Annotated in this window: 21 protein-coding genes; 4 read left to right on the top strand and 17 right to left on the bottom strand. The window is 53.0% G+C overall.

The window, feature by feature from the left end:
* Positions 1–5: 5 nt before the first annotated feature.
* Both NR121_RS05570 and NR121_RS05565 read right to left on the bottom strand, forming a co-directional pair.
* A complete protein-coding gene (locus NR121_RS05570; protein WP_062409797.1) occupies positions 6–761 on the bottom strand; it encodes a response regulator in 756 nt (251 codons plus the stop codon).
* On the bottom strand, positions 754–2,355 hold the full coding sequence (locus NR121_RS05565) for an ATP-binding protein (RefSeq protein ID WP_082660877.1): 1,602 nt from the start codon (positions 2,353–2,355) through the stop codon (positions 754–756). The genes NR121_RS05570 and NR121_RS05565 overlap by 8 nt, the downstream gene beginning before the upstream one ends.
* An 88-nt stretch (positions 2,356–2,443) precedes the next feature.
* Between NR121_RS05565 and NR121_RS05560 the strand changes: the two genes are divergently transcribed.
* Positions 2,444–3,472: a DctP family TRAP transporter solute-binding subunit gene (locus tag NR121_RS05560; RefSeq protein ID WP_256830941.1), complete on the top strand. Its 1,029-nt coding sequence runs from the start codon at positions 2,444–2,446 to the stop codon at positions 3,470–3,472.
* Positions 3,473–3,583: 111 nt separating this feature from the next.
* Positions 3,584–4,888, top strand: coding sequence for a dicarboxylate/amino acid:cation symporter (locus NR121_RS05555; RefSeq protein WP_054817488.1), 1,305 nt, complete (start codon positions 3,584–3,586; stop codon positions 4,886–4,888).
* Between the two features lie 249 nt (positions 4,889–5,137).
* Here NR121_RS05555 and NR121_RS05550 read toward each other — a convergent pair whose 3' ends face one another.
* Together NR121_RS05550 and NR121_RS05545 are read right to left on the bottom strand one after the other, a co-directional pair.
* Positions 5,138–6,817, bottom strand: coding sequence for a SulP family inorganic anion transporter (locus tag NR121_RS05550; protein ID WP_062409799.1), 1,680 nt, complete (start codon positions 6,815–6,817; stop codon positions 5,138–5,140).
* A 172-nt stretch (positions 6,818–6,989) separates the two neighbouring features.
* Positions 6,990–7,313, bottom strand: coding sequence for an ArsR/SmtB family transcription factor (locus tag NR121_RS05545; RefSeq protein WP_235594164.1), 324 nt, complete (start codon positions 7,311–7,313; stop codon positions 6,990–6,992).
* Between the two features lie 204 nt (positions 7,314–7,517).
* Between NR121_RS05545 and NR121_RS05540 the strand changes: the two genes are divergently transcribed.
* Positions 7,518–8,030, top strand: a complete 513-nt coding sequence (locus NR121_RS05540) for a Crp/Fnr family transcriptional regulator (RefSeq protein ID WP_054817483.1) — start codon at positions 7,518–7,520, stop codon at positions 8,028–8,030.
* 12 nt (positions 8,031–8,042) lie between these two features.
* Here the strand turns inward: NR121_RS05540 and hmpA are convergent, their stop codons facing one another.
* The 5 genes from hmpA to NR121_RS05515 form a co-directional block, all read right to left on the bottom strand.
* Entirely contained in the window at positions 8,043–9,290 is a 1,248-nt protein-coding gene (gene hmpA / locus NR121_RS05535) for an NO-inducible flavohemoprotein (RefSeq protein ID WP_256830863.1), read from the bottom strand.
* 177 nt (positions 9,291–9,467) lie between these two features.
* Positions 9,468–10,283 (bottom strand): carbohydrate ABC transporter permease, encoded by an 816-nt coding sequence (locus NR121_RS05530; RefSeq protein ID WP_062409800.1) that lies wholly within the window; start codon positions 10,281–10,283, stop codon positions 9,468–9,470.
* Positions 10,284–10,300: 17 nt separating this feature from the next.
* Positions 10,301–11,173, bottom strand: a complete 873-nt coding sequence (locus NR121_RS05525; protein ID WP_062409801.1) for a carbohydrate ABC transporter permease — start codon at positions 11,171–11,173, stop codon at positions 10,301–10,303.
* 3 nt (positions 11,174–11,176) lie between these two features.
* A complete protein-coding gene (locus NR121_RS05520) occupies positions 11,177–12,475 on the bottom strand; it encodes an ABC transporter substrate-binding protein (RefSeq protein ID WP_054817482.1) in 1,299 nt (432 codons plus the stop codon).
* A gap of 27 nt (positions 12,476–12,502) precedes the next feature.
* Positions 12,503–13,678, bottom strand: a complete 1,176-nt coding sequence (locus tag NR121_RS05515; protein ID WP_062409802.1) for an LLM class flavin-dependent oxidoreductase — start codon at positions 13,676–13,678, stop codon at positions 12,503–12,505.
* A 206-nt stretch (positions 13,679–13,884) separates the two neighbouring features.
* Here NR121_RS05515 and NR121_RS05510 point away from each other — a divergent pair, with 206 nt between their 5' ends.
* Positions 13,885–14,784 carry a helix-turn-helix transcriptional regulator gene (locus NR121_RS05510; protein WP_062409803.1) on the top strand — a complete coding sequence of 300 codons (900 nt, stop codon included), beginning with the start codon at positions 13,885–13,887 and terminating at the stop codon, positions 14,782–14,784.
* Positions 14,785–14,851: 67 nt separating this feature from the next.
* On the opposite strand, the gene NR121_RS05505 is transcribed toward NR121_RS05510, so the two are convergent.
* The 8 genes from NR121_RS05505 to NR121_RS05470 form a co-directional block, all read right to left on the bottom strand.
* Positions 14,852–16,192, bottom strand: a complete 1,341-nt coding sequence (locus NR121_RS05505; RefSeq protein ID WP_062409804.1) for an LLM class flavin-dependent oxidoreductase — start codon at positions 16,190–16,192, stop codon at positions 14,852–14,854.
* A gap of 124 nt (positions 16,193–16,316) precedes the next feature.
* Positions 16,317–17,495, bottom strand: a complete 1,179-nt coding sequence (locus tag NR121_RS05500) for an amidohydrolase (RefSeq protein WP_062409805.1) — start codon at positions 17,493–17,495, stop codon at positions 16,317–16,319.
* Complete coding sequence (locus tag NR121_RS05495) at positions 17,465–18,511, bottom strand: LLM class flavin-dependent oxidoreductase (protein ID WP_062409806.1); 1,047 nt, start codon at positions 18,509–18,511, stop codon at positions 17,465–17,467. Before NR121_RS05495 ends, NR121_RS05500 begins: the two co-directional genes overlap by 31 nt.
* 25 nt (positions 18,512–18,536) lie before the next feature.
* Positions 18,537–19,406: a LysR family transcriptional regulator gene (locus NR121_RS05490; protein WP_054817481.1), complete on the bottom strand. Its 870-nt coding sequence runs from the start codon at positions 19,404–19,406 to the stop codon at positions 18,537–18,539.
* Between the two features lie 235 nt (positions 19,407–19,641).
* Positions 19,642–21,681, bottom strand: a complete 2,040-nt coding sequence (locus tag NR121_RS05485; protein WP_062409807.1) for an ABC transporter ATP-binding protein — start codon at positions 21,679–21,681, stop codon at positions 19,642–19,644.
* 12 nt (positions 21,682–21,693) lie between these two features.
* Positions 21,694–22,587 (bottom strand): ABC transporter permease, encoded by an 894-nt coding sequence (locus NR121_RS05480; protein ID WP_062409808.1) that lies wholly within the window; start codon positions 22,585–22,587, stop codon positions 21,694–21,696.
* Between the two features lie 17 nt (positions 22,588–22,604).
* A complete protein-coding gene (locus NR121_RS05475) occupies positions 22,605–23,534 on the bottom strand; it encodes an ABC transporter permease (protein WP_062409809.1) in 930 nt (309 codons plus the stop codon).
* A gap of 12 nt (positions 23,535–23,546) precedes the next feature.
* Positions 23,547–25,160, bottom strand: a complete 1,614-nt coding sequence (locus tag NR121_RS05470) for an ABC transporter substrate-binding protein (RefSeq protein ID WP_062411049.1) — start codon at positions 25,158–25,160, stop codon at positions 23,547–23,549.
* Positions 25,161–25,216: the final 56 nt, after the last annotated feature.

Here is a 25,216-nt window from a genome sequence, read left to right as displayed (position 1 = left end):
CGCACTTATTTTTGGTCGTTTTGATCATGCAGCAATTCATATCTATTGACGGGACGGCCTATCGTGCCGTAATGTACCTCGAGACGCACGATCCCGCGTTTCTCAAGAAATTCCAGGTATCGTCTTGCCGTCACGCGGGAGATGCCTACTCCTGCAGCCGTTTCCTCCGCGGACAGGCGGCCGCCCTGATGCTCCATGACGCTGAGCACCTGTTTAAGCGTCGCCGCATTAAGCCCTTTAGGCAGATCGTCAGACGAAATTTGCCAATAATCCACCGGCGTTTTCTTCATTTCCGCTTCACCTGCGGATTCGCCGCTAATCAGAATGTTATCCAACTGATCCTGGGTTACCGATGCTCCGGGCTTAAGCGTCATGTGCCGTTCACGGTACCGCTCCAACGTCTTGTGAACCCGTTCGATCTTGAACGGTTTAATGATATAATCAAACGCGCCGTTGCGCATCATCGAACGCACGGTCTCGGCATCTTTGGCAGCCGTCACGACGATCACGTCGACAGGCATCGTTGCAGAGCGGATGCGCTGCAGGGTGGCAATTCCGTCAAGCGAGGGCATGAAGATGTCAAGAAAGACCAGATCCGGCTTCAACTGCTCAATCAGCTTCAGTCCCTCTAAACCGTTGGTTGCCATGCCTACAACATGAAAACCTTCCACCTGCTCCACAAACTGGCGGTTCACTTCCTGGACCATAGGATCATCCTCAATCAACAGCACCCGAAAATACGGCTTCTCTGTGTTATTCATCACGTGTACCTGTCCCGCCTTTCATCGGAAATATGATTTCCATCGTTGTGCCCAAACCGACCGACGATTCACATGTTAACTTGCCGTTGCCTTTGGTTACAATATCGTTCAGCAAATACAGGCCCATCCCCCGATTCTCCCCCTCCTTGGTGGAAAAACCGCGTTCTAGCATGCGGTCAATCGTCTCTTGCGACATGCCGCACCCGTTGTCTTCGACCGCGATGGACAGCAGTTCCTCATTCTGCTCAATGCTGACATATACTTCTTTATGCTCGGCTTCCACATCGGCAAGGGCATCGAAGGCATTTTCGATCAGGTTACCGAGCAGCAGTACGAAGTCATGGCGGTCAAGAAGCTCCGGAAAGCGTTTCAATCTGCTGTTCGGGTTAATGCGGAGCTCAATGCCAAGCTCCTTGCCGCGGCTGATCTTGCCCAGAAGCAGTCCGGCCACGCCGTCATCGTCAAAATGCTGCTGCAGAAACCGCGTAATCTCTTCCTGCTGATCTGCGATTTCGAACAGGTAATTGAGCGCCTCCTGCTGTTTTCCAAGCTGAATCAATCCCGCCGCGGTGTGTATCTTGTTCATATGCTCATGATTTTGCGCCCGTAGAGCATGGACAAATTCACGTACGCCGGTCAATTCCTCGGCCATCCTCGTCACTTCCGTCCGATCCTGGAAGATCCCGATGGCTCCGACCGTATCCCCCGCCTCGCGGATCGGAATCAGGTTGCTCCACAGGATCGTCCCTCCGAATTTCAGTTCCTTGCCCAGCGCCGGCTGTCCCGAATCGAGCACTTCCATCAGCCGGGTTTCCGGAATGACATCGCCGATGGCCCGTCCCGTCGCATCATGTTTTATGCCGAAAATTTGTTTGGCGCGTTCATTGAATATCGTAATGACTCCGCTCCGGTCGATGGCAATAATCCCCTCCTGCATCGCCTGGAACGCCGCCGTACGTTCTCTGAACATTCTGGCGATTTCCTGGGGCTCCAGATTAAACATCTGCCGCTTGATATGGCGGGCCAGCAGTACGGAGCCGAAGATGCCGAACAGAAGCGATATCAGGGAAGTAACGGCGAGCGGACGTTTTTCCTCGCGGATCAGCTCATCTATACCCGGGAGCAGGCCGCCCGCCACGACCACCCCGACCTGCTCATGCGCGGCGTTCATGACCGGTACAAAAGCCCGAAGGCCGACGCCCGCTTCGTTTCGCACCTTTGAGACATACGTGTGCTCGGCGAATGCCGTCTCGTTCTCTTCTGCGGCGAACGTTCCGCCGATGCGCTCCGATAACGGATGGGACAATCGTCTCCGGTTCATGTCAAGCACGCTGATATAGGAGACACGATTTAAAATCCGGATCTTGTCCGCAACCGGAGCAATATGAGCCGCGGCATCGGGATCATCGATGGTTTCGATGACATTCGGCAGATTGGCAACGGTTTGCGCCGTTATCGTAAGCCGGTTTCTCAGTTCATCCTCCTTGAGCCGGGTAAGGCTGCCGATCAGTACAATGCCGCCAATCAAGAGGGAGAAAAGGACCAATCCGAACGAAAGAAGCATGATTTTCCAATAGATGCGCAGCCGGTTCACCGTTTCCCCTTCCTTTCGTGCGGTTTATTTTTCTACCTTATTGTGAAATAATAGGGCTGAAATAGCAATAACCCGGAGGTGAGTTCATATCAAAACGGTTGCGGGAATCGGCATCTTTCTTGTGCTTGGCTTGCTTGCCGCATATGTCATCGGTTTTCAACCTGATATCAAAGGCGAACTGCCTTACGATGAGGAGTTTACCGGCCTCAAAGACCGGATTATCATCAAATTCAGCCACGTCGTCGCCGAGAATACGCCCAAAGGACTCGCCGCGGCTCATTTTGCCCAGCTCGTCAAAGAGAAGTCGCAGGACCGTGTCGAAGTCCAGGTGTTCCCGAACGGCATGCTGTACACGGAAGACACCGAAATCGCCGCCCTGCAGCATGACGACGTTCAAATGATCGCTCCCTCATTTTCTAATATGAACAAAATCGATCCCATGTGGCTTGTCATGGATCTCCCGTTCCTTTTTCAGAATCAGGAGGAAGTCGACCGATCCCTTCAAGGAGCTTTGGGTCAGCGCCTGCTCGCGACGCTGGAGGCTAAAGGTTTGAAAGGAGCCGCCTTCTGGCATAACGGCTTCCGGCAGGTCACCAATAACGTCCGTCCGCTGCGGACGCCTGAAGACTTTCAAGGCCTGAAATTCCGGATTCAGCCAAGCACGGTGTTGGAGCGGCAGTTTAAAGCGCTGAACGCATCGACGATCAGCACGCCTTTTAATGAACTTTACCGGACGCTGGAGACTGGCAGAGCGGATGGGCAGGAGAATACCATCTCCAATATTCTAAGCAAACGGCTGTACCAGGTTCAGCGTTTTATGACGATAAGCAACCACGGTTATCTTGGCTATGTCGTCACATTCAACAAGCGGTTTTGGGAGAATCTCCCTCCCGACGTACAGCAGCTTCTCCAGGAAGCGTTAAGGGAAACGTCGGATTGGAACAACCGTGAATCGTTATTGCACCAGAATCAGCTGCAATCCCTTCTTCAAAATCAGTCTCTGCAAATCATCACGCTCTCCGATGAGGAAAAGGTCCTCTGGAAAAAACGCTTTGAGCCGTTATACGAGGAATTCACCGTCATCATCGGGAAAAACTTGATGAATGAGATCCGTTGACCAAAAGATACTAAACAAACAATATGACCGTATTATTGTTTTGATCCGCTTTCTTTAATACACTTGGGACACGAAAAAACGTTTTCAAAAAAGTGAAAGTGAGGCTGTCCCATGAAATTCCGGATCAATTTGAGAAACTTAACCGTTCAAGTCGTTATTGCCATCATACTAGGCATCCTCCTTGGACATTTCTTTCCCGCAACGGGCGAAAAATTGAAAGTCCTTGGAGATGTCTTTATCAAGTTAATCAAAATGGTTATTGCGCCTATCGTGTTCTTTACCGTTGTGCACGGGATCGCAAACATGGGCGATATGAAAAAAGTTGGCCGCATCGGCGGGAAAGCGCTTTTATATTTCGAAATCGTTACCACGATCGCTCTGGCGATCGGTCTTGTGGTTGTCAACTTGGTTAAACCGGGTGCAGGGATCGACGCTTCCAAAGCAACCGGAGACATTTCCAAGTACACGGAGAAAGCGGCGGAACAATCCAATCACGGCTTTGTCGACTTTCTTGTAGGCATCGTACCCGATAATGTCGTCGCCGCCATGGCCGGCGGAGATCTGCTGCCGATTCTGTTCTTTGCGATCCTGTTCGGTTTGTCTTTGACCGCTATGGGCGACAAGGCCAAGCCGGTCATTGATCTGTTCGATAAGCTTTCGCACGCCTTTTTCGGTGTCGTAAACATGGTCATGAAAGTGTCTCCGATTGCCGCCTTCGGCGCCATGTCGTATACGATCGGCAAATTCGGGATTGAGTCCCTTACTTCTTTAGGAAAGCTGATGGGTTCGGTTTATATTACGATGGCTTTGTTTATCATTGTCGTTCTCGGAATGATCACCAAAGCATACGGCTTCAGCATATTTAAATTTATCGCTTACATTAAAGAGGAAATCATGCTGGTGTTGGGCACTTCTTCCTCCGAGTCGGCACTGCCGCGCATGATGGATAAGCTCGAAAAATACGGCTGTTCCAAGTCGGTCGTCGGTTTGGTCGTCCCTACCGGCTACTCGTTCAATCTGGACGGCACGGCCATCTACCTGTCGATGGCCGCCATGTTTGTCGCCCAGGCATCCGGGGTGGAAATGACCATCTGGCAGCAGCTTACGCTGCTTGGCATACTGATGGTAACCTCAAAAGGCGCGGCGGGCGTCACTGGTTCGGGATTCATCACGCTTGCCGCCACTTTGGCCGCCTTTCCTTCCATCCCTCTGGCGGGTATGGCTCTGCTCCTCGGCGTCGACCGGTTCATGTCGGAAGCGCGCGCCATTACGAATCTGATCGGCAACGGCGTAGCCACCGTCATCGTCGCCAAATCGGAAAACGAATTTCATCCTGGCGGGCAGCTTGAATCCGCAGCAGGACAAACGGCGGAAGAAACTCAACCGATCAAAAACAGTGTTCCCAAATCGGTCTAACCTTATAAAGAACATTCATCCTTAATTGAAAAAGGGCCGTTCCAATAGTCATGAAAATGACGGAGGGACGACCCTGTTCTTCATGGCGCTCTTAACAAGATGGGTACATAAAATCGGGGCCGACTCAACCGCAGTCGTTTTAACTGCAGTTGGTCGGCCCATTTTCGGTGCAGCCGGCCTTCCGGATCGTTCTCAGGCGCCGGCCGGATGTACCGGTTCGCAGCACCATGGACATGCCGTCAGGCGAAATTATTTCATCGCTGTGCTTTCGGCATAGCGGATTCTCGCCGGTCTTTTTATAGCAAATTCGATCGCCTCGCTCGTATGACCGAATACGTGATCACGACCTACACGTTGGAGCAGCCCTGTCCTTTCCAGAATGGATAAGGGCTGCTGCCCTATTTCCGATAACAGCACCACACCGCCCGATTTCACCACATGCCCGATCAGCCGGTCCAGATGGGCCGCCCCTGTCGTATCGATATACGGAACCTTCCCCATCTGAAGCAGCAGTATCTTTGACTTATGATGCAGATTGCCGAGAATACTCTCTTCCAAAGGAAGAGCTGTCCCGAAAAAAAGAGGCCCTTCAATCGTATAAATGTTCATATGGTGCAATTCCCGGCTGTCGGCGTCCATAAGCGCTTTCACCTTCACTTGCTTGGCCGAATGGTTCGACGGCATTTCGTAAACGGTATTCAAGTCACTCATTCGCTTGACAAACCATAATACGGATAAAATTAAACCTATCCCTACTGCGATGGTCAGCGTTGTAAATACGGTTAATAAAAATGTGACCAAGAGAATGATGGAATCATTGGTTTTCGTCTTTAGGATACGTACGAATTCTTTGCGCTCGCTCATATTCCAGGCGACCATCATTAAAATCGGAGCCATGCTTGCAAGCGGAATAAGGGATGCGTACGGTGCCAGTAGAAGCAGCACCAATAGTACAATAAAGCCGTGAATAATACCCGACATGGGGGAAACGGCGCCATTTTTAATATTGGTTGCCGTCCGTGCAATGGCCCCGGTAGCCGGTATGCCTCCGAATAACGGAGTCACCATATTGGCAATGCCTTGACCGATTAATTCCCGGTTGCTGTTGTGACGGGTTCCTGTCATTTCATCGGCAACCAGCGCGGACAAAAGCGATTCAACTCCGCCTAACATGGCAATAATACAAGCCGGGATCAGCATCATTTCGATTTTCTCCCAGGTCAGAGACGGCCATTGGAAGTGCGGCAGGGTGTTTGGAATAGGCCCGAAGGTCGAAGCGATCGTAGCCACTTCCCCGTTAAACAACAAAGTAGCAACCACACTGGAAACGATAAGCCCTATTAATGCCCCCGGAATTTTAGGCGTAAACCGGGAACACAATAAAAGAATCACCAAACAAATACACGCCGTCAGAATGCTGTAGCCGTTAAACGTCGGTAGGTGGATGGCGATTTCTTTCATATTGGAAAAGAAATCTTCATGTTTGGCGATATCGCGCAAGCCCAAAAAATTGGCGATCTGGCCGCTGAATATGATAATGGCGATGCCGGCGGTAAAGCCAATCGTGACAGGCTTCGGAATAAACCGGATCAGAGTCCCTAATCTAAATATTCCCATCAGGACGAGAAGTATCCCGGCCAAAAATCCGGCAATCAGCAGGTTTTCATATCCATACTGCAATACGATGGCAAGCAGGACCGGAATAAATGCGCCGGTCGGCCCGCCGATTTGAAATTTAGAGCCCCCCAGTAAGGAAATTAAAATTCCGGCTACGATGGTTGTGTAAATCCCATACTCCGGCTTGACGCCGGATGCAATGGCAAAAGCCATTCCAAGCGGAATGGCAATAACCCCCACAATCAGTCCGGAAACCAGATCTTTGCGAAAAGCAATCATGGTATAACCTTTAAATCTGCCAGTGGGTTTCATTCGGACTAACCTTCTTTTCTTTAAATATTTGATTATTTGAATATATAAAGGATGATACGTCCCTGTTCCACCTTTGTCAAATGCCAAGAATGATCATCTCTTTAAAGTACAATCATCAAATCGATTTAAAGCGAAACCACGCTTCATTTCCTGCCCTTTTCCTTGTTCGGAACTAATCTTTACGGATATCTTCCAGCAGCGTAATCGCATCGACCAGGTGATTATCGAAAATTTGTTTGGCCACAGCCAACAGATCCTTAATTAATGGATCGCGTAAAGAATAAATGACGGAAGTCCCCTCTTTTCGGCCATAAACCACATTCTTATTCCGCAGCACGGCCAGCTGCTGCGAAACGGCCGAACCTTCAGAGCCTAATATATTTTGCAGTTCGTTGACATTCTTATCTCCTTCGCTTAACACTTCAAGAATCCGGATTCTCATCGGATGAGCCAACGCTTTGAAAAATTCCGATTTAAATTGTTGAATATTTTGCATAAGACTTCCCCTTTGTCCATTCCAGTATACAAGTATCATAACACAGTTCCAAGGGAAGATGCATTGAAAGGGATTCCTGCTTAACGCGGTCTCCCTTCTCCATTCGTATGTTCTTGCAACCGTCCGGAAAAGTCTATATCTTTAAATAAGTAAAAAACGCCCGTCATAAACCATCGGGCGTTTCCAATAAATGAGGTGTTTGGGATGCTGCTGCATAAGGGTGAGACACTGTTTCGCCAAGGGGAAACCGGCCCCCTCTATCACGTAAAAAGCGGACTGCTCAAAATCGTACGCTTACACGAAAACGGAAATCCGGTTTTAATCAATATCATCGTACCCGGGGAAATCATTCCTCATCATTCCTTGATCAGTCCAATGCCTTATCACGCAACGGCTATTGCACTTACAACAAGCGAAATCGAAACGCTTCCCCCGCAGCAGTGGTACGGCAGCTTGAAACAGGAGCCCGAGAAATGCCTTGAGATCGCCCGGCTCCTGCAGGACAAGCTTCGCATGATGCAGCAAAGAATAGACCAATTGAGCCAAATCGCTCCTGCGGACAAACTGCGAAAGCTGCAGCAATGGTTTGCAACCTATATCGGACCCAAACCTTTGACGGATGTGCTCACACAAGACGAAATCGGCCAACTGATCGGGCTCCGTCGCGAGACGGTCAACAGGCTGCTGCGGGCCCAATCGAATAAAGCCGACGTTTAAATTCAGATCGGGTTAGCCGCCTGCTCCCGCCGGCTCGGCGACATCGTCCAGACTCACCGCCGGTCCGAAAAATTCATAATGCATATCGGCTGCGGGAATACCCCAGGTTTTCAATGCCCGGTATACCGTCTTCATCAACGAAACCGGACCGCAAAAATAGAATTGGGCATCCGTGGTCGGAATCACCGTTTTCATCCACGGCAGGTTCAAGTATCCCTCATGATGGTGCACACGGGCCGTTTTATCGGAATCCGTCGGTCTTGTATAACAGAAGTAAACCGATAAATGAGGAAGCTTGGGCAGCAGCGATTTAACTTCCTCCCTCATGGCATGCATGTTTCCGTTCACAGCCGTGTGTATGAAGATCACCGGACGCTGCGGATCCGTATCTGCCAGTGTATTCAGCATGCTCATCATCGGTGTTATTCCGACTCCGCCGCTGATCAAAACAACCGGACGCGGGTCCTCGCGGTTTAACGTGAAGGCACCGCCGGGAGCCGATAACCGGAGGATATCGCCTTCCTTCACCTGCAGGTGCAAATATACGGACACCTTGCCTGCCGGGCGATCCGGATGCCCCTCTTCGCGTTTGACGGAGATGCGGTAGTACGGTTTCCCGGGAGCATCGGAAAGGCTGTATTGCCGAATTTGAGTATATTCTTCCCCGGGAATTTCCAGCTTGACGCTTACGTATTGCCCTGGTTCAAAACCGGCCAACGGCCCGCCATCCCGGGGAACAAGGTAAAACGACGAGATCACGTCACTCTCTTTCACTTTGCGCTTCACCACAAAGTCCCGATACCCTTCCCAGCCGCCGGCCTGCCGCGCGGACTGCTCATACATGCCGGCTTCCATGCCAATAAAAACATCAGCAATGACTTTATAGGCTTCAGCCCATGCCGCTATAATCTCCTCCGTTGCGGCCTCGCCCAGCACATCCTGGATGGCGACAAGCAAATATTTCCCGACGATCGGGTAATGCTCCGCCTGAATGCCAATGCTGCGGTGCTTATGTGCAATCTGCTTTACAGCGGGGAGAATAGCCGGCAAATGATCGATATGCATGGCCGCGGCGTAGACGGCATTCGCAAGAGCGGTCTGCTGCCGTTCCTGCTTCTGATTCGCATGATTAAAAATATGCAATAGTTCCGGATGATTCAAAAATAACAGCTGATAAAAACGTTTGGTAATGTTCACTCCGTGGATTTCCAATACCGGCACGGTTGACTTGATGATCCGAATCGTTTCTTTGCTTAGCATAACCATTCCCTCCATTGTCACAAGCTGTTTGCTTTCCATGAGCCAAGTATAATAGCTGAAACCGCCCGGCTGTGTGATTGCAATCACAGCAAATCGCAATGATCTGTGACATACCTGGAGAGAGTTTATATGGCAAAGAACCATTCTGGCCATCCTTATTTTCAATAAGTCCTGACGTCAGCCCTTAAGCGAACCCGCGGTAAGTCCTGCAACGAAATAGCGCTGGAGGAACAGAAACAGCAGAACCATCGGCACCGAGGTGACCACAACTCCCGTTAAAAGCATAGGATAATTGGTGACATACTCTCCGCGAAACTGCAGCATGGCCAGCGGCAGCGTCAGCTTTGACTTGCCGTTAATCATCAGCATTGGAATCAATAGGTCATTCCATACCATCACGAACAGGAACGAGGCCGCAGCTGCGATCGAGGGGGCGGACAACGGCAGGGCAAATCGGGTAAACAGCGTCCACTCTCCCGCTCCGTCGATGCTCCCCGCTTCTAGAATTTCCTTGCTGAGCAGCTGCATAAAGCCCGCCAGCATAAAGACCGTCACCGGCAGCAATAAGGCGACGGTGACCAGCACGAGTCCGTACAGCTGATCAGACCAGCCCAGCTTGTGCGCAAGCGAGTAGATCGGCAGCATGTTCACCTGCGAAGGAACGATCAGACCCGCTGCGAACAACGCGAAGATCCCTTTGCCCATTTTGCCTCCGAGGCGAAAAATCGCATAAGCGATCATGCTGCCAAGCAAGAGCTCCAACAGTACGGAACCCAAGGTTACGATGATGCTGTTCAGAAAATAGCTCCAGATCGGCTGCTCCTTGAACATGGACACAAAATTAGTCAACGTGAACGGCTTGGGCCAGTTCAGCGGGTTGGCAAAAAACGTCTGCGGCGACTTGAACGCGGAAATCAATACGACATACAGAGGCAGCGCGATCAGCAGCGCATACAGAAACAGTATCAGTCGGCCAGTCCATTTCATCAGCATGACGCTTCAACCTCTCTTTAATACGATACACGGTCTGCCCGCAGGGCTTTAAACTGCAGTACCGTCAGAACAGACAATAAAATGAGAAACAATACCGAAACGGCCGAAGCCTCTCCGAAGGAATAGCTGGCAAAGGCCAGGTGATAAATATAAGTCGTTAAAATTTCAGTCGAATAGTTTGGCCCCCCATCGGTCATCGTAAAAATGAGATCGAACGCTTTGAACGACTGAATCGTGGTATAAGCCACTACAATCGTTGCCGACGGAGCCAGCAGCGGCCAGGTGACCATACGAAAAACCTGCCATCGTCCGCCGCCGTCTATTTTCGCCGCCTCATACAGCTCCACAGGGATGGAGTGCAGCCCGGCGACGAATACGATCATCATCTGTCCGGCATGCGCCCAAACCTGAACGGCCGCAATCGAATACAATGCGATCTTCACATCTCCGATCCAGCTCTGCGTCCAGGCTTGAAGCCCCGCCTGTTGCAATCCCGTATTCAACAGGCCGATGGAAGGGTCGTAAATAAATGCCCAGATCAGTCCCACGGAAACCGAGGACAAAATGGTTGGAAAGAAATAAAGGGCGCGCAGAAATACGTTGATTTTTGTATTTTTGACCAAAAGCAACGCCAAGGATAACGAAATGAGCGTTTGAAAAAGAACGACAACCAACATAAACTTTACATTATTGGCCAACGCTTTTTGGAACACAATGTTTTGTACCGTATGGATGTAATTGTCCAAGCCAATGAACCGATAGGACGGCGAAACGCCGTCCCAGTTGGTGAAGGAATAGAATAAACCCGATATCGTCGGATACAGAAACAAAAAACCATAGAGCAAGGTGCCGGGCAGAATAAAAAGCCATAGAGCCTTACGATTTCTCATCGCTTATTTCTTTAGCTGCTGATCGACAATCGCCTGCGCTTCCTTCGCAGCATCCTCTGGCGATTTGCCGCTCAACACGGCTTGAATGGAATTGGTGACCGCCTTTTGATTCTCGGCATTTGTAATCGTAAATCGCGGCTGGAACAAGGTTTTCTTATTCGCCCATTCTGCCGCTGCTTTCAGCTCATCGGTGGTGTATTGCACATCCTTAACGGTCACATTCTGCCCTGTCTCGTTTGCATATTGGCCCGCGATATCCTTGCGGCTTAAGAACTCAATAAATTTCTTAGCTTCTTCCGGATGCTTGGACTTGTTATTTACCGCCAACAGGAAGGTGCTTGTATGAACGCCTTCATAGACGGCTTTGTCGGCGGTGACAGTGATCGGAGCGAGCAGCTTTTGCACCAGATTCGGATTCTGCTGCTTGTTCTGCGCCAGCTGATAAGAACCGCTGGCCAGAATGGCCGCCTTCTCCTGGATGAACAGTGCGCCTGCTGCGGCATCCTTCGTGCCAAGTGCGTTCGGCTGGAAATAGCCTTTATCGTTTAACTCTTTGAACTGCGTTAACGTCTTTACCCAAAATTCATCGGTCAGCTTCGCTTCTCCTGCTTCGACCTTCGTAAAGATATCGGCCGGTCCGTTGTTCATGACCATCGTGTTCATCAACTGTCCCGGACCGATATCGGCCCCCGCGAACGCAATCGGAATAATGCCGTTCGACTTCAGCTTCTCGCAAAGCGCCAGAAAGCCTTCCCAGTCCTTCGGCGGGGTCAGATTGTATTTCTCAAACAGCTTCACGTTATAGATGGGATCGTTATATACGAGCTGATAAGGGATGGCAAGCTGCTTCCCGTCTTTCTTCCCGACCTGAATTAAAGGCTCGTTGAAATTCTCCAGAAATTTCTCTCCAGTGAGATCCTTAAAAATGCCTGCCTTCGATAACGCCTGAAACTGGGCTCCCGGGAAGGAGGTAAAAACGTCGCCTACGGATCCGTCGGCAAGCTTCGCCTGCGCTGTGGATTGATACTGATCGGAAGGCATCGTTTGCATCTCTACTTTAATGTTCGGATATTCCTTCTGGAACTGCTCAATGATGCCGTTAAAGGACTTTACGTCCTCACCCCGCCAATGAAGGAAGCTGATCGTGACCGGCTTGTCGGAAGCCTGCGGAGACGCGGCATCCGAAGCCGGAGCCGATGGAGACGCTGTTCCTCCGCTTGTTCCGCCGCAAGCAGATAATAGGGAAATTGAGGATACGGCGCCAGCCAATAAGATCGATCTAACTTGATTCCATTTCACCATGAAGACCTCCTGTACTCCATATTTGGATTATGATTGCTGCTTTTGTGCCCATTTTTTGCGGAAAAGCGGCAGTGCTTCCCGTCCGAAAATTTCCGCTTCCTCCAGGTGGGGATAGCCTGACAGGATGAAGGTCGATACGCCGAGTTCAGCGTATTCCAGCAGCCGGTCAGTCACCTGCTCAGCGGTGCCGACGATGAGAATCGCTCCCCCGGACCGCACCAGCGACAGTCCCGTCCACAGATTAGGGCCGACTACGAAGCGATCGTTCCTGGATTGCTCCCTCAATTCATTCTGCCTGCGTTGGTTCGTTGCGTCCGTTTGGGCAAACTGCCGCTGCGCCTGTTCTATGGCCTCCGGAGATACCTTGCTGATCAGTTCCCATGCCGCAGCCCAAGCTTCCTCTTCCGTGTCGCGCACAAGAACCTGGGCTCGAAGGCCATAGCGCAGAGGACGGTCAATGCCCTTTTCCGCACGGTACTCCGCTCGTATGCTCTCGATTTCCTTGATTTGCTCTTGAATCCAGGCATGCGGCTCGCCCCACATGAGGAATGTATCTGCATATTCAACAGCCACTCTCTTGGCAATCGGAGAGCTGCCCCCGAGATAGAAGGGCGGATACGGTTTTTGGACCGTCAGCGGTGTACTTACCGGCCGCTGAAATTGATAGTACTTGCCGACAAAAGGCTGCTGCCGTTCCGGATCCGACCCGATGTTACTCCTTGTAAATTCCGAAGCGGATAAGCCGCCCGATTGTGTCCAGGCCCGGGTCATGACCTCGAGATATTCCCGTGCTCTTTCGTACCTTTCGTCATGAGCATGGGCCAGCGGGTCTCCCAGCTCCTCCAAGTCTTGAACCGAGCTGCCCGTCACCACATTGATCATCGCGCGGCCTTCCGACAGGATGTCCAGCGCCGCAGCCATCCGGGCCGCCAGGACGGGAGCCGTCAAACCGGGACGAACCGCTACCAACGGCCGCAGCGTCTTCGTATGGCTCATCACGGCGGACCCGACGACCCAGGCATCCATACAAGCTCCCCCTGTCGGAATGAGTACGAACCCGAATCCGGCATGTTCCGCCGCCTGAGCCACCTGGATCAAATAATCGAGTGTCGGTTTTCTTTCCGGTGCCACCCCCACATACTTTCCGTCACCCGCTGTAGGCAAAAACCACCCAAACTGAATTTCCTTCTGCTGATTACTCATCTTGTAGTCTCCTTTTTTGAACATTCTCCAGTGAACCGGTCGATATCCAACAAAACTGCTTGGAATAGTTTGTGATTAAACTATAGCAAGCGCCCCGGGTGGGGTCAATGTCATTATGAGGTGATTTTAATTTGTCATTTTGTGGCGTTATGATACAATAATGAACAAAATCAACCGGAGAAACATAGCAAAATGAGGTGAAACCCATGACTGGCAATATGCGCGAGGACCATCATGAATACCTGGAGATTTACTTTTTCACCCCCTCCGAATTCGAGAAATCCGGGGCGGCCTGGCCGATCCGCTTGGGACATAATATAGCAAAGCCTAACTACCATATCGGCCCTCGAACGTCTCCATACTATTACCTGCTGTTTGTACTGGAGGGTCAGGGAACATTCATTCAAAACCATCAAACCTTCAGGCTGAAGAAAAATGATATGTTTTGCCTGTTTCCTCAGGTGATACATGAATATTACACGGACCCGGATGCCCCTTTGCGCAAAATATTTTTTGCGTTTGACGGCAAGCAAGCCCTCCATTTGCTGGACCGCATCGGTCTCCGGCCGCACACTCCCCATGCGGCGGACGCCCTCACCCCCCAATCTATTCAACTGATGTGGGAATTTTACCGTCTGGTCAGCTCTCACGAGCATACGGATTTAGCGAGGCTCCGGATGTTCTACAGCATCTTCGAAGAGCTTTCCGGCGCGAATATCCAGCCCAGTGCGCAGGACAACCGGACGGTCTCCTGGCTTCAGAAAGGAAAGGAATATTTGGAAATTCATTATGTGGAAGGGATTACTGTAGAGCGTGCAGCAGAGTTTGTCGGCGTGGACCGAACCCATTATACGAAACAATTTCGCAAAGCTTACGGGGTTACGCCCATCCAATACATTCAACAGCTGCGGATGAAGGAGGCGAAGCAGCTGATAGAGCAGACCAATTATACGATGACGGAAATTGCGCAATCGGTCGGATACCCCGATCTGTTTACCTTTTCCAAAGCGTTTAAGAAAATGGTCGGCGTCTCACCAAAGGAGTATCGGATAAAACAAAGCAGCAGGCGCGAGGAAAATGAAGATGTTTTAAACTTTTCCATATAAATCGAAAATCCCCCCGTACCGACAGTCTCGTGCTGTCTTCCGAGGGGATCCTCTTCTCCAACGTTTATTACTGCGTGACGGCCTTTCGTTTCTGCGCGTAGCGGTTCTCAGGCACCGGCAAGCCGAGATGGCCCCGCAGCGTATCCGATTCGTACTCCTTGCGGAATAACCCGCGCTGCTGCAAAATCGGCACGACAAGATCAACGAATTCCTCCAGTCCCCTTGGCACGGCTGAACTGACAATGAAGCCGTCGGCCGCTCCCGCCTCAAACCAGGCTTGAAGCTTATCGGCAACGGCTTCCGGCGTACCGATAAACGTCGGCTTCGGTGTCGCAACCCGCAGCGCCACCTGACGGAGGGTGAGACCCTCCTGCTTGGCCCAGGCTTTCATCTTGTCCGTTGCGCTCTGGAAGCTGTTGCTTCCAAGATCCCCGATATCGGGAAACGGTGCGTCAAGCGGATACTGCGAGAAGTCGTGATGTTCGTAGAAGCGTCCCAGAAAGTCCAAAGCTTTATCAATCGATACCAGACCTGCTATTTCTTCATATTTACGCTCCGCTTCCTCCTGCGTCCGGCCGATAATCGGACCGATACCGGGCATAATGACAATTTCATCGGGGTTGCGCCCCAGTGCTTTAGCCCGGCCCTTGACGTCGTCGTAGTACTGTTTTGCCTCCTCCGTCGTCTCTTGGCCGGTGAAGATGGCATTTGCCCATTTGGCCGCGAAATTTTTTCCGGACTCCGACGCCCCCGCCTGGAAGATGACGGGCTGCCCCTGCTTGGATCGGGCGATATTCAGCGGTCCTTTGACCGAGAAATACTCACCCTTATGATTTAGCGTGTGCATTTTGGACGGGTCGAAGAAAACGCCGGACTCCTTGTCGCGAACGAACGCGTCATCTTCCCAGGAGTCCCACAGCCCCGTCGCCACTTCCAGATATTCGTCGGCTATCTTGTAACGCTCCGGGTGCGACGGATGCTGCTGCTTCGTCTTGCCATAGTTTAGCGCAGAGCCTTCCAACGGCGAAGTCACCACATTCCAGCCTGCCCTTCCGTGACTGATCATGTCCAAGGAGGCGAATTGACGCGCAACCGTAAAGGGCTCGCTATAGGAGGTAGACAGCGTGCCGACCAAACCGATCTTCGAACTGATTCCGGCCAGAGCGCTCAGGATCGTGACAGGCTCGAAACGATTTAAGAAATGAGGGATTGATTTTTCGGTAATATAGAGGCCATCGGCAATAAAGACGAAGTCAAATTTGCCCTCCTCCGCTTTCTGCGTCCATTTCTTATACAGCTCAAAATTGACGCTGGCGTCTGTGATCGCATCCGGATGCCGCCATCCGGAAATATTGCCGCCGACGCCGTGCAGAATGGCGCCAAGCTTAATGTTTTTCTTTGCTCCCATAGTTTTCCCTCCTGCCAGATATGGTGGTAAAACGCGACAATGAAAACATCCCCGGCTCCACGGCCGGCTTCTTCCCTTCCAGAAGATCGGCCGGTACCGCTCCGACAAGCGCCCCTCCCCGGCATTACAGCTCCGAAGCGAACCGTTTCAGCTCCGCAGACGCCAATTCGGCGAAATAAGAAGCGCTGATGAACAAGGCCCGTTCATCGACGTCAAAGGCAGGATGGTGCCACTCCTTCGGCCCGGACGTCCCTATAAAGGCGAAAAAGCCCGGTATTCGTTTCTGGTAAAAGGCGAAATCCTCTCCTGCCGGAGACGGCTTCGGCGTAACGACGGCGATGCCGAGCCGTTCCGCTGTCCTCCTGGCCGCCTCCGCCAGGTCCGCATCATTGTTGACGGGAGGCGGGCCTTGAATCCAACGCAAGTTGGCCTTCGTCCCGTATGCGGCGGCAACCCCGTTGACGACCTCGCCGAATCGTTCAACCACCCTTGTGCGCACCTCCTCGTCGAAGGTTCGCACGGTACCGTCGAGCACCGCCGTCTCCGGTATCACGTTCCAAGTCGTTCCGGTGTTCAAACGCGTTACACTGATCACAGCGCTCTCCAACGGACTTACATTGCGGCTGACGATCGACTGAAGCGCCGTGACCAAATGAGCCGCAGCCACAACGGGGTCAACGCTTGCCTCCGGTACGGCCGCATGCGACCCAATTCCCTCCAGCTCGACAAGAAAGCCGTCGGCGGCGGCCATTAGCGGCCCGGGTCTGATGCCGATCGTGCCCACAGGCAGATCCGGCTTGTTATGCATGCCGTAGATTGCCCGTACCCCTTCCAGCGCGCCGCTCCGCAGCACCTTTTCAGCTCCGGCGGCCTTCTCCTCCGCCGGCTGGAACACAAGCCGGACGGTACCTGGCAGCTCGTGCTCCTTCTCCTTTAACAGAAAGGCTGCGCCTAGAATGACAGCCGTATGGAAATCGTGACCGCACGCATGCATCTTCCCCGGAATCCTGGAAGCAAAGGGCAGCCCCGTATCCTCCTGTATCGGAAGCGCGTCGATATCGGCCCGTAATGCAATGACGGGTCCCCCTTGCAATCCCCCGACTTCGGCGATAAGCCCGGTCTTTAAAGTGTACTGCGCCGCAATCCGTATCCCCGCATCCTCAAGGAGTTTACGGATATAAGCGGTCGTCTCGAATTCTTCATGGGACAGCTCCGGATACTGGTGCAGGTGGCGCCGGATGTCCACGATTTTCCGCTCTATTTGTTCGGCATTTACGATCGTTCCGCTGCCGTTTGCTTCCATGCTGCCGCCTCCTCCTCAGCGAATGCCTCCTTCAGTAACGTGTAGGAGCGCATGCGCTGTTCAGCATTTTTCAAGTGGTTAGAAACAACGATACATTCTTGAATGCCGTAAACACGCTGGAGCTCAAGGAGCTGGGTGCGCACCGATTCCTTCGTCCCTTTTATGATTTGCGCCTGCTGCGTCTCGATCGTATATTCCTCGTTGGACTGCCGACCGTATTCCTCCGCCTGCTCAATCGTTGCGACAGTCAGGGTCCTGCCGCCGGCCAGCTTGATTTTGACCAGCGTACAATCTCTTGCCAGCTCCTGCGCTTCCTTCTCGGTATCTGCAACGATAACCGACAAAGCCAGAATCGGCTGCGGATTACGGCCGTGCTTCGGCTGGAATCGTTCCAAGTACGTCTTGAACGCTTCTTGGGCCGTCTGCTCGCAGTTGTTGATAAACAACGCATAGACATAAGGCAGGCCTGAAGCCGCCGCGATTTCCGCGCTGGCCGCACTGGTGCCGAGCACATAAATTTCGGCCGGTTGTTCGGCAACCGGCCCGGCAATAATGCCCGCAAACGGATGATCGTCCGGGACCCGGTTCGTAACATAATGCTGAAGCTCGGTCAGTTTCTCCGATAACGACGCCGCTTCCGTGACTCCCTGCTGCAGCGCCCTGGTCGAACGGGGCAGCCCACCCGGTGCGCGGCCTACGCCCAGGTCGACCCGTCCCGGCGCGAGCGATGCGAGCACATTGAAATTTTCCGCAACCTTGTAAGGGCTGTAATGCTGCAGCATGACGCCTCCGGAGCCAATGCGGAGACGCTCCGTCTTCGCCAGCAGATAGGAAATGAGCACCTCGGGTGAAGTACCTGCGACCCGCACGGAATCATGATGCTCCGATACCCAGAAGCGGTAATAGCCCAGCTGCTCCGCCAAACGAGCTAACTCGACCGTATGCCGAAAAGCCTGCGAAGGCGTTTCCTCCGGCATGAGGGGGGTTTGGTCCAAAATACTGAGCCTGATTCCCATGACGTTCAACTCCCGTTCATTGTCCTCAATCAAATCGATTAGAAATTAAAAACTGTACAATCTCCGACGGGTCTTCGTTTAGCGTGATGATGTTCGTCTGCAGGGCAATCCCCGCCACTTCGACTACATCCATCGGAAACAGAAGCTGTTCCCGGACTTCCTTGCGCGCGCACAGTCCCGGCAGAAAGCAGATGCCGGCCTTGTTCAACACCAGCTTCTTTGCCGTTTCCGCATTATCGGTATGGATCTCGATCGCCGGAGGCTTGTTTAAGCTCTGAAACACCCGGTGAATCTGAAGCCAGTCCAGAGATCCGCATTCGAAGAAGACAAACGGCTGATCAACGATCCATTCCACCGGTACCTCCGTATGGCCCGCAAGAGGATGGTCCGCATAGGTGTATAAACGAATCGGATCCTCATAATACTTCACCGATTGCAGATTCGGGTGGCTTACATTGCGGACAAAGCCGATATCCAGCTCCCGATTCAGCACCTTGTTTACGATGTCTTCGGTAACGGACGTCGTCACCTTGATCTGCAGGCCAGGGTATTGTGCCTTCAGCTTCGGCAGCAGCTCCGGTATCATGTAGTTGGAAACCGATACCGTACAGCCGATCCGCAGCTCATGGGGGATCGCCCGCTGCCGCTGGATGTGCTGCTTGCCCTTGCGGTAAATTTGCAGCAATTGCTGCGCGTACGGAAGAAATTGCCGTCCTTTCTCAGTCAGCTGCACCTGCTTGCCCAAACGATCGAACAGCCGGCAGTCCAGCTCCCGCTCCAACGATTGAATCCGTGCAGTTACCGATGGCTGTGAAAGAAAGAGCACCTCTGCCGCCTTATTGAAGCTGCCATAATGAAACACATATACAAATGCTTCAATGTTCTCGATATTCATACGCATTTCTCCAAATTGACATAGAATAGGAAAATCAGGTGTGTAAAACAAAAAAGACCCTTGAAGCGCATCAAACTCAAATTCAGGATGAAGGCTTGGCAGGTCTCCGGCCGCCCGGTTGACAGCTATAGATTTATCCTATACTTTACCTATTATTACCAAGTATGTCAATTGGATTTAAGAAATTGAAACGAGACTTTCGATGGCTGCTTGGAAGCTCGGCATATTGTCCGCCTTATATCACAGGATCATGACAAGCCGCATAATGGCCGTGCCCAACCTCTTTGAACAAGGGCTGCTCGATAGCGCATCTCGCCGTAGCAGCCGGACAGCGCGTACGGAAGCGGCAGCCCGAAGGGGGGCTTGCCGGCGACGGTATTTCTCCTTCGATAGCGGCAAATGTGCGCTGACGGCGCGGATCCGGTACCGGAATGGAGGATACGAGGGCCTTCGTGTAATGATGCGCCGGATGACGGAACAGCTGCTCGCTTGGGGCAATTTCAACCAGCTTGCCCAAGTACATGACGCCGATCCGATCCGATACGTACCGGACGATATTGAGCCCATGACCGATAAACATCAAAGTTAAATCCAACTGTTGGCGCAGATCCTGCAGCAGATTGACGATCTGCGCCTGAACGGAAACGTCGAGCGCCGATACCGGCTCATCGGCCAACACGAACTTCGGACGCAGGGCAATCGCTCTCGCGATGCCGATACGCTGCCGCTGTCCGCCGGAAAATTCGTGCGGATAACGATCGTAAGCGGCAGGGTTCAGACCAACGAGCTGCAGCAGTTCCCCGACAGCCTCCCTCTTCTCCCTGGCGTTTAAAGCACCGTGAACGGAGAACGGCTCCCCGATGATATCCCCAACCTTCCATCGCGGGTCGACGGAACCGTACGGATCCTGGAAAATCATCTGCATATGCTTGCGCTCCTCCCGCAAGCGGGCGCCGGACAATAAAGCCAGATCCCGGCCCTCGAGCAGAATAGTTCCGGAGGTAGGCTTTTCCAGATGAAGAAGAACTCTGCCGAGCGTCGATTTCCCGCTTCCGGATTCGCCGACCAGGCCGAACGTTTCACCCTTGCGAATCGAGAAAGAGACGTCATCGACCGCCCGGATCGCTTTCTTCTCTTTTGAGAAGACCGATCGTCCATAGGGATAATGTTTTGTCACATGGACAAGCTCGAACAGCGAATCCGTATGCGGCTTTGCTTGCTCGGCCGCCGGCTGCAGAGAAGCGGAGGCGATTTCGGCATGGGGCGCTGTAGGCGCAGCAGGGATGTCCGAATCGCCGCCAATAAGCTGCTCCACGTTCCAGCAGGCCGATTGCCTGCCGCCTCTGTCCTGCAGAGCCGGCGCCTCCCGGACACACTGCTCCGATGCATAGGGACAGCGGGGATGGAAGCGGCATCCGCCTGGCAGGTCGGCAAGACTGGGAATCGAGCCCGGAATCGCATACAGACGCTTTGCGCGGTCGCTGTCCATCGTCGTTATCGACCGCAGAAGACCCTGTGTATAGGGATGATGAGGCTGCTCAAACAATTCCGACTTCGACGCCTTCTCGACCACCTGCCCGGCGTACATCACGATGATGCGATCGGCGATTTCCGCAGCGATGCCAAGATCATGGGTGATGAGCAAAATCGACATGTTGTATTCCGTTTTCAAATCCTGCAGCAGCTGCAGAATTTGCGCTTGAATCGTGACATCGAGCGCCGTCGTCGGTTCATCTGCGATCAGCAGCTCCGGTTCGCAGCTTAAGGCCATGGCGATCATCGCCCTTTGCAGCATCCCGCCGGAAAGCTCGTTCGGATACTGCTTCATTCGCAGCTCCGGCTCCGGTATGCCGACGCGGCGCAGCAGTTCCACGGCTCGGTGCCATGCCTGGCTAGAGGTTTCCTTCCGGTTATGGCGCCGAATGGTCTCGACAATCTGGCTCCCGATCGTAAATACGGGGTCAAACGCCGCCATCGGCTCCTGGAACACCATCGCCATCTTCTTTCCGCGCAGCGACCGGAGCGCGTGCCGCGAAAGCCCCGCCACGTCAACGCCGTCCAGTTTGATCGCGCCCGCAGCAATGGACCCGTTCTCATCATCGATCAGCCGCATGATGGCTTTGGAGGTCACCGTCTTCCCGCTCCCTGATTCGCCTACCAAACATACGATCTCGCCGGCTTTCATCGAGAAGCTTACGTCGCTGACCGCCTGCAGCCTCCCCCGGCCCGTATCGAATTCGACACTCAGCCGTTCTATGTCCAGTAAAGGATTCATCTGCAGCTCCTCCTATGAACGGCGCTTCTTCGGATCGAGGGCGTCGCGGAGCGCGTCACCGATCACATTAACGGACAAAACGAACAGCGTAATCGCCAATCCGGGAAACGTGCAAATCCACCATGCAACCGTCAGATACCCTCTTCCTTGCGACAGCAGTGAGCCCCAGTCGGGTATTTCCTTCAACTCGCCGAGACCCAGGAAGCTTAGGCCCGAACCGGTCAGAATGGAGGTGCCTACGCCGATGGCGGCCATGACCAATAGCGGAGACAACGAATTGGGCAGAACGTGCCGGATGAATACCGGGAATTCGGCAGCGCCGATCGAACGCGATGCCATGATGAACGGGCGGTTCTTGATGCTGAGAATTTGCCCTCTCATGATCCTGGCATAATTCGGCACGGTCGATAAGGCAACGGCTAAAATAATATTCCACAATCCCGGACCCAGCGCAGCGGCGACCGCCAGTGCAAGCATTACGCTGGGAATCGTCATGAGAACGTCAATTACCCGCATCAGCGCGTTGTCCACCCGGCCGCCAAAGTAGCCTGACAAAGCCCCGATGGCTCCTCCGGAAAGACCGCCGACAATCACCGAAGCGAAGCCGATGAACAGCGACTCACGGGCTCCATAAACAATGACGCTGAAAACGTCCCTGCCGAAATAATCCGTGCCCATCCAGTGCGCCGCCCCGGGGGGCAACAGGATTTGATCCGCCTGCATATCCGTAGGGGAGTAACGGGCAATCCACTGCGGAGCAAGCGCACAGACGATAAGGAAAAGAACGATAAGCGCAGCGGCATACACAAGCAATCTCGAAACGGTTGGTTTCGGGAGGGCGCGATGATACGCCGCAGCTGTCCTTTTCACCCGCCATATCGGTTTCATGGTTGCGGCTTCTCTCATCTTCATTCATCCTCCTTCTAGCTTTGCGGGCGTCTAACCCGCGGGTCAATGTACAAATACGAAATGTCGACCAATACGTTCACAATGACATACACCATGGCCGAAAACAAAATGACTCCCTGCACAACCGGTAAGTCCTTGGCCATAATGGCGTCCGCTATAATCCGGCCGATGCCTTGCCTTGAGAAGACCGTTTCGATGACGACCGTGCCCGCCAGCATCTCGCCGATCAGGATCCCCAGCATGGTGACGGCCGGTATGAGGGCGTTGCGCAGCGCGTGGCGGTACATGACCGCCCGTTCCGGCAAGCCTTTGGCGCGAAGCGTCGTGATGAATGGTTCCCCGAGCACCTCCAGCATCGAGTTGCGTACAATCCGGACAATGAACCCTGCGCCGAGCATGCCGAGCGTTAACGCCGGAAGAACCAGTGTTTCCAGTCCGTCCGAGCCCATCGCGGGAAACCAGCCCAAGTACACTGAGAAAATGAGAATCAGCAGAATACCTGACCAGAAGGTGGGCATCGAAATCCCGAATAAACCGACGACCCGGGCAACGATATCAATGACCGTATTGCGATGGATGGCCGACAGCACACCCAGCACGACTCCGACGATCACAGAGACAACTGAAGCTGCGGCCGTAAGCGCCAGAGTGGCCGGGAAATGCGTGATGATTTTGGGCAGAACCGGCTCCGAATTCACCAGCGAGGTCCCGAAATCGCCCTGCAGGACACGGCCGAAATAGCTGAGAAATTGTTCATGGAACGGCCGGTCTACCCCCAGCTGGCGCCGCAAATTGGCAATGGCCTCAGGGCTCATCGAGCTTGGATCGATCATGTTCATTACGACATCGCCGGGAAGCACGTACAGAATGCAGAACACGAGAATGGAGGAGCCCGCAACGACACCCAGCGAGCTTAATAATCGAAATGCTATCGCCTTGCCCATCTCCGCGGCCTCCTACTTTTGGACTAGAGAGACGTCGTTGAAAATCGGATAGCCAAGCGAATCGAATTTTAAGCCCGTAACGTTCTTTGAGGCCGCCACCGTATAAGGGAAAACATAGATCGGAAGAATGACGGCATTGTCGATAATATAATGCTGCACCTTCTTGTAAATCTCTTTGCGCTTTGCCTCGTCATGCTCTACGACGCCTTGATCAAGCAGCTTGTCGAGCTCGGGATCAGACAGACGGGACAGCGATGGGCGCGCATTTGGAGCGGTTGTACGATAGAACGAATTCAGCGCGGCAGGATCCGAATTCACCTGGCTGTTGCCATATAGGTCATATGCCTGTTTGGTATAGATGACGGTTTGTACGTCCTTTGTAATTTCCACCTCGACGGCGATGCCGACTTTTTTCAACTCCTGCTGTACGATCGCGGCGATATCATTGCGCTTCTCCCGGTTCGGCGAACCGTCGACATAATGCAGCGTAAGCCTCTTGCCGTCCTTCTGGCGTATACCGTCTGCCCCCTTGACCCAGCCCAGCTCGTCGAGCAAGCGGTTCGCTTTGTCGAGGTCGGGCTTGATCGAATGTTCTAAAGAAGGGTCATACCCAAAAATATCGGGTGTCAGCGGCGACCAGGCCCGCTGGTATGTCCCCAGATACAACGTCTTGACAATAGCGTCGACATCAACGGCATACTGTACGGCCTGCCGCGCCTTTACGTCATTCCATGGCTCACGCTTCTGGTTAAAGAACAGCGTATACGGAAGCCCCCTTGTGTTGACCTGCAGCACCTGCAGCTTGGCATCTTTGTTCAATGCCACCACATGTTGGGGAGGAACGGTCTCGGCCGCCGTCACCTGCCCGCTCTGGACGCTGCCGATGCGCGTCCCCTCTTCCGGAATAATTTTGAATGTGATGGCACCCAGATAAGCTTTGCCTTTGTTGCCGACCAGTTCCGGCGCCCAGTTGTAGTCAGGGTTGCGTTCGACCTTAATCTCCAGATTATCGTTCCATTTCACGAATTTGAACGGTCCGGTGCCCACCGGATTTTTACCGAATTGATCGCCGTACTTCTTCGCTGCGGTCGGAGATACGATTCCCAGCATCGCTTGGCTTAAATTTCCAAGAAAGGCGACGGACGGCGTCTCCAGGTTCAGCTTGATCGTATACTCGTCGATAACCTCGGATGATTTGTAGGGCTTCAGCAGAGCCGACGCGTTCGCGGCCTTGGTGGCCGGATCAAGGATCCGGTCATAGCTGTATTTCACCGCCTCGGCATTAAACGGAGTGCCGTCATGGAACTTGACATCCTTGCGCAGCTTGAACGTATAGCTTTTACCGTCCGGAGATATCGTCCACTCGGTGGCCAGCCATGGCTTGATCGTGTTGTCGGGCAGCTGCACGACAAGATTGTCATAGATCGTGCGGAACACCCTTACGGCTACGGCCAGACCGCTGCGGTGCGGATCGAGGGAATCGGGCGAAGTGGCCAAAGCGTACGAAAATTCTCCGCCAGGCAAGGCTTCCGATTTATCTTCCGTGCTTCCGTCATTGCCGGGCAGGCTTGTTTCCGCTTTCGGATGAATACCTCCGCATGCCGACAAAACCATGATGACAGACATAAGAGCGATTAAATTGACCCATCGGGATCTTTTCACACAGTCCACTCTCCCAAAAC

The sequence above is a fragment of the Paenibacillus sp. Pae15 genome (assembly GCF_024519685.1).
In the GTDB taxonomy this organism is placed as follows: Bacteria; Bacillota; Bacilli; order Paenibacillales; family NBRC-103111; genus Paenibacillus_G; species Paenibacillus_G naphthalenovorans.
Note: the sequence above shows the minus strand (reverse complement) of the source record. Positions and strands in the feature narration are given on the sequence as shown.